General features: G+C 41.1%; 1 protein-coding gene. It reads left to right on the forward strand.

All coding sequences use genetic code 11. From position 1 onward, the window contains the following. Positions 1-6691 (forward strand): non-ribosomal peptide synthetase (locus tag F6K23_RS39560; RefSeq protein ID WP_293166543.1); only part of this gene is annotated, 6691 nt, incomplete at its 5' end. Positions 6692-7064: the final 373 nt, after the last annotated feature.

The raw sequence follows: 7064 nt of genomic DNA on the forward strand, positions 1-7064 counted from the left end.
GAAGCAAAAGCTCCAAGACTTACCTCAACTACAACTACCCACAGACCATCCCCGACCCGCAGTTGAAACTTTTAATGGAGCAGGTATACCCATAAATATACCAGCAGCACTAACATCAAAAGTTAAACAACTCACCCAAAAGCAGGGAACGACCCTATTTATGACCCTGTTAGCAGTATTTAAGGTATTGCTGTCTCGTTACAGTGGTCAAGAAAGTATAGCAGTAGGAACACCGATAGCTAACCGCAACCGCCGAGAAATAGAAGGGTTAATAGGTTTCTTTGTCAACTCCCTCGTCATGTACACAGACCTGGGAGGGGACCCTAGTTTTACAGAAGTATTAAACCGAGTTAAACAAACAGCTATAGAAGCTTATGGTCATCAAGACATACCCTTTGAGAAATTGGTAGAAGAGTTGCAACCAGAACGAGCACTATCGCAAAACCCGTTATTTCAGGTGATGTTTGCCGTTCAGCAGGAGGAAATCTTAAAACCATCCTTTAGCTTACCCAACTTGGAAGTAGGTTGGTATGAAGGGGGAGGAGCTGAGATGACAGTGAGGTTTGACTTAGAGTTACATCTGTGGCCAGTCGGAGAAGAAATCAAAGGATTTTGTGCCTATAACCGAGACTTGTTTGAGGCCGAAACTATTAGTCGCATGATGTCACATTATGAAAACTTACTATCAGCAGCAGTAGAGACTCCAGAACGACCTGTGAGCCAGTTGCCATTAATGACAGAGCCAGAGCTAGACCAAATACTGGTGGAGTGGAACAATACCAAAACAGATTACCCAGGTGATAAATGTATCCATCAGTTATTTGAGGAGCAGGTAGAGAAAAACCCAGATGCAGTAGCAGTAGTATTTGAAGAGCAAAAGCTGACCTATTGCCAATTAAATAGCAAAGCTAATCAACTAGCCCACCACTTGCAAAGCTTGGGAGTTAAACCAGAAACGCTAGTGGGAATATGTGTAGAGCGCTCAGTGGAGATGGTAGTAGGAATACTCGCCATACTCAAAGCCGGAGGAGCTTATGTGCCATTAGATCCTAATTATCCCACTTCACGCCTAGCTCAGGTATTAGAAGATGGGGAGTTACACCTACTATTAACTGACTCCAACTCCCAGTTTAACCTACCAGAAACCCAAACACCTATAATACATATCAACCAAGCTAATACGGTAGAAAGACAAGCTAATGTAGTCAGTAATGTTAATCCCCAGAACCTAGCTTATGTATTGTATACCTCTGGTTCTACAGGCCGACCTAAAGGAGTAGCAATTGAACACTGCAGTCCAGTGTCCCTATTGTATTGGGCACGAGAAGTATATAGCCAAGAGGAATTATCAGGAGTATTAGCTTCCACTTCTATCTGCTTTGACCTATCAGTATTTGAATTGTTTGTGCCCTTAAGTTGGGGAGGAAAAGTCATATTAGCTGAAAATGCTTTACATCTACCCGAATTACCAGCAGCAGGAGAAGTAAGCCTAATCAACACAGTACCATCAGCAGCCAGAGAATTAGTCAGAAACCAAAGTATCCCCACTGGAGTAACAACAGTGAATCTGGCAGGAGAGCCCCTAGATAATCAACTGGTTCAACAACTGTATGAGCAACAAACAATTAAAGCAGTATACAACCTTTATGGTCCTAGTGAAGACACAACCTACTCAACATATGGCTTAATGGAAAAAGGAGGAACCAAGTCACCAACCATAGGTAGGCCAATAGCGAACACCCAGGTATATATTTTTAACGCTCATCAACAACCTGTACCCATAGGAGTAGCAGGAGAGCTACACATAGCAGGAGAAGGACTAGCACGAAGTTACTTAAAACAAGCAGAATTAACCGCCGAAAAATTTATCTTTTGGCAGGGGAAAAAATTATATAAAACTGGAGACTTGGTACGTTATTTATCTGATGGCAACATAGAATTTATCGGTAGAATAGACCATCAAGTAAAAATCCGAGGCTACCGCATAGAAACCGGAGAAATTCAAGGGATTTTAAATGAACATCCCAAAGTCCAACAAGCTGTTGTAATTGCCAGAGAGGATCAGCCAGGAGATAAACGTTTAGTAGGATACCTAGTAGCTGAAACTGAAACTGCGACTAATTTGAACCAAGAACTCTCAAATGATCAACTCAGTAATTGGCAAGAAGTATTCAATGAACAAATAGAGAATGAGGACAGAGAAATTACTGACCCCTTATTCAACATCTCAGGTTGGCGCAGCAGTTACGACAACCAACCCATACCAGAAAAGCAAATGCGGATCTGGGCAGGAGATGTAGTAACTCAAGTATTAGCGGCTAAACCAAAGAGTGTGTGGGAAATAGGTTGTGGCACAGGAATGCTCCTGTTTCAAATTGCACCCCAGACACAAAAATATTATGGCACAGATATTTCTAACGTCTCATTAGAATACATCAAAAAACAAATAGAACCCGAACCAGACAAATATAGTCATGTATCCTTAGCACAGAAACGAGCCGAAGACATGGCTGATGTGGCTCCTAACACTTTCGATGTCGTGCTACTAAGTTCCATCGTGCAGTATTTCCCGAGTATGGAATATCTATTGCAAGTAATAGAAGAAAGTATCAGGGTAGTGAAACCAGGAGGAATGATTTTCCTAGGGGATATCCGCAATTTCTCCTTAATGAAAGCATTTCAGAGTTCGGTACAACTGTATCAATCCACCCCATCACTGTCAGGACAACAACTCAAAGAAAAGATAGACAGAAAAATGGAGCAGGAGACCGAGTTGTTAGTGTCACCAGAGTTGTTTGTAGGTCTCAAAGAAAAATATCCAAAAATAATTCATGTACAAATACGTTTACAGAGGGGAAAAGAAAACAATGAACTGAATAAATATAGGTATAACGTACTGTTGCATATAGAAGATCAACCAGGAAAAGTAATAACACCGACGGTAGAAAGTGGAGCAGCTCTGGGTGTTCAAGAGATAGAAACTTATCTGCGAGAGCAAGAGCCAGAATCAGTTTGCTTTAGTGGTTTAGTAAATAGCAGAGTGGCTAATGATGTAGAGTTGGTAGAGTTGCTATCACAGCCAGAATCCAAACAGAATGTGCAGCAGTTGAGGCAGTTTTTCAAGTCAAAGGAAAGCAAGAGCATTGAACCAGAGAGGTTATATGAACTAAGTGCTTCTTGTGGGTATAGCTTAGAATTGTGTTGGTCAGCTCAGGGAAGTCCGGAATTGATGGATGCGGTATTTGTACGCAGTGAGTTAGCAGCAGAGGGAATAGTGTTAACACCCCTGACTCAAAAATCGGTGGTAGGAGGTAACTGGAATAATTATGGGAATAATCCGTTGATTTCCCAGTTGAGAAAGGAACTGATACCGCAGCTAAGAGAGTATCTGGAGTCGAGGTTGCCAGAGTATATGGTGCCATCAGGGTTGATGGTGTTGTCGCAACTGCCTCTGACTCCTAACGGTAAGGTAGACCGTAAGGCTTTGCCTGTGCCGGATATGGCAAGTAGTGTGTTAACGGAGTATGTAGCTCCAGAGACTCAGACACAGAAGGTCTTAGCAGAGATTTGGGCCGAGGTGTTGGGTATAGAACAGATAGGTATACACGATAACTTCTTTGATTTAGGTGGCCATTCTATGAATGCCACTCAGGTTGTGTCTCGGGTGCAACAAAGATTGCCAGTAGAGTTCTCTATAAGTAAGCTATTTCAAAATCCTACTATCGCTCAACTAGCAGAAGTTTTAGTTGAACAAGAGTTGGAACCAAAGGAAAGTCAAGTTATTCCAAGGGTTTCTAGGGAACAGGAAATTCCCCTTTCTTACCCTCAAGAATTTATTTTGGGCTGGCGTCCGTTGAACGGTATGTATAGTTTTACCGTAGATGGTCTTCTCAATCTAGCAACCTTAGAGCAAAGCTTCAACGAAATCATCCGACGACATGAAAGCCTACGAACCAGTTTTCCCTCCATAGATGGAAAACTTATACAAGTAATTTCGACCGTCGCCAAAATTAATCTGTCAGTAGTAGAATTACCATCATCACCAGAACAGATAACCAAACTCGAACAGCTAGCAAGAACTGAAGCCCAAAAACACTTTGACCTAGCAAGCCCCCCGCTCTCTGTCACCCTAGTACGACTTAGCCCAGAAACTCATGTAGTAATATTGGTCATAGACCACATAATATATGACGGTTGGTCTATAAAGATACTAATCTCAGAACTATATAAATTGTATGAAGCCTACAGTCAAGGAAACCCATCCCCATTACCAGAACTACCCATTCAATATGCCGACTACTCCCACTGGCAACGACAACAAACAGCAGAGGTATTAGAAGAACATCTAAGCTACTGGAGACACAAACTAGCAGGAACTTCCTCAATATTACCCCTACTAACAGACCGCCGACCTCCAGAAGTGCAAAGTCGCGAGGGAAGATTGGAAAAATTGGAACTCAATCAGAACTTAATACAGAAACTTGAGCAACTGGGTCAAGAGTTAGGTACAACATTATTTACGACTATGCTGAGTGCAATTTTTGTCTTACTGTATCGTTATAGTGGAGAGTCTGACTTAATAGTAGGTACAATAACTGCTAACCGCAACAGAGTCGAAATCGAACCATTAATTGGTATGTTTGCAAGCATGCTTCCAATTCGTTCTCATTTCTCAGATGACTTTAGCTTTACCGAATTGTTAACTCAAGTCAAACAAACAACTGAAGATGCCTATAAACATCAGGATTTACAATTTCCACAGCTATTAGAGGAACTTATTCCAGGTACAGAAGTTAAGGAAAACCGTCTAATGCAAGTGTACTTTGACTTTCTAAATATCAAATCACTGGACTCTTGGGATTTACCAGGATTAAGAGTGACTCCTAGGGTTGCAGATTATCCAGACATTGCTAGTAGAATGGATTTAGAAATATATCTCTGGAAAGCACCATCAGGACCAGAACACGAAGCTTATGTTTGTTACAACACAGACATATTTGACGGAGCAACCATTGCTAGGTTGATGCAACATTTCCTAACTTTACTAGAAGCAATAGTAGCCAACCCCCAAGAAAAAATCTCACAACTCCCCCTAATAACAGCAGCAGAAAAACAGAAAATTCTGCAGGAATGGAAGAATACCAAAACAGATTATCCAACAGACAAATGTATCCATCAGTTATTTGAGAATGTTGCTGAAAAGAACCCAAATGTAGTAGCTTTAATATTTGAGGAGCAACAATTAACCTACACCCAACTCAACGAAAAAGCTAACCAACTTGCCCACCATCTATTAAGTTTAGGCATAAGCCCAGAAACACCAATAGGCATATATATTGACCCTAGTTTAGAAAGAATCGTCGGTTTATTAGCAATACTCAAAGCAGGAGGAGCTTATGTAGCAATAGATCCAACAGACAAATCACAGGATTTGCAGTCAATTTCAGTAATATTAACCCTAAACGACCTCAAATCAGAAATTCCTGACTCCAATGCTCAAATTCTGTGTCTAGACACGGAATGGGAATTAATAGCTAAACAAAATACAGATAACCCAAATACAGCAACAACAACTACTAACCTTGCCTATATCCTCAATCAAACACCAGCGCGAGCAGGATGCTCGCCAGTAGAACATCAGGCTGTGGCTCAACGTTTACAATGGCTACAAGAAACCTTGAAAATCACTAATCAAGACATTCTACTGCATAAAACATCTCTGACTGAAGATGTTGCTCTTCTGGAAATAGGTTTACCTCTAATCAGTGGTGGTACTGTGGTTATAGCTGCAAATAACGAGCCTACAGAATTACAGCAATTAATCGGCCAGCACAAAGTAACTATAGTTCACCTGTATCCGTCAGAACTAACTACCTGGTTAAATACAACTAACAAGGCAGCTTTTTTGAACAGTTGGCGATCGCTCCTTACCAGTGGAGAAACTCTATCAACAGAAATAGCCAACAAATTTATCCAAAGCTACCCAGTTTCATTACATAACTTCTACAGTCTCCCAGAAGCAGGAGGAGAAGTTACCCACTGGCAATGGCTAGAAGAACCTCCGAGAGAAAATGTACCTGTAGGCAACCCTGGTCGGTTATCAGTTTATGTATTAGACCAACACCAAGATCCTGTACCCACAGGAGTACCAGGAGAAATCTATATTGGAGGTTCCAGTTTAGCCAGAGGTTATCTGCATCCAGAGGAACAGACATCACAGAAATTTATTGAACACCCTGAATTAGGTAAACTATTCCAAACAGGAGATATAGGCCGTTATCACAACCAAGGTTATCTAGAAATAATCGATGCCAAACAACGGCATACATGGTTCCAAGGTAAGCGAATAGAATTAGCGGAGATAGAAACGACCCTGTTATCATCCCCTGGAGTGAAAGAAGCCTATGTATTAGCTCATCAAACATTCCTAGTAGCTTATGTTGTGGTGGCGGGAGTTTGGAACCCCCAACAATTAGACTCCCAAATTCAACAACACTTACCTCCATACATGATGCCAGGAGTTTATGTTCCTGTATCAAGTTTACCTTTGACTCACGAAGGAAAAATAGACGAAGTCGCATTAGCACATTTCCTAGTAACTGATAATGAGACGGAGCGTAAAATTGCTCAAAAGCGATGGAAGGACTCCCACGTGTATATATCGCCTACCAATGATAAAAGCAGATGCTAATCTATGCGCAAGTTTAGATAGTTTTTTTGGGTTTTCCTTTTATAGTAACCTACATTCCGCACGACAAAATGTAGTACATGAAGAGGGGAAAACCTCACGGGGTGACAAGCATCTTAAAACCATTGCGAGATCAAGGTTTACAGGATATTCACTCTGTTAAAAATTGACAGTTTTTGTAAGAATGATAATCATTATTGATGAGTGTATAGGTCAGCGATCGCTAACCTCTTCTCCACCAATTTATATCCCACATTCCGCACTTCACAATGTAGTACGAAAAGATACATGAACGATAATCAAAATTTTAGCCAACAAATTAATAGATAGAACATAAAAAAGTGAGTGGCACAACTATTGTTGGTGAACCAGGGAG

This window comes from Okeania sp. SIO2C9 (assembly GCF_010672455.1).
Taxonomy (GTDB): domain Bacteria; phylum Cyanobacteriota; class Cyanobacteriia; order Cyanobacteriales; family Microcoleaceae; genus Okeania.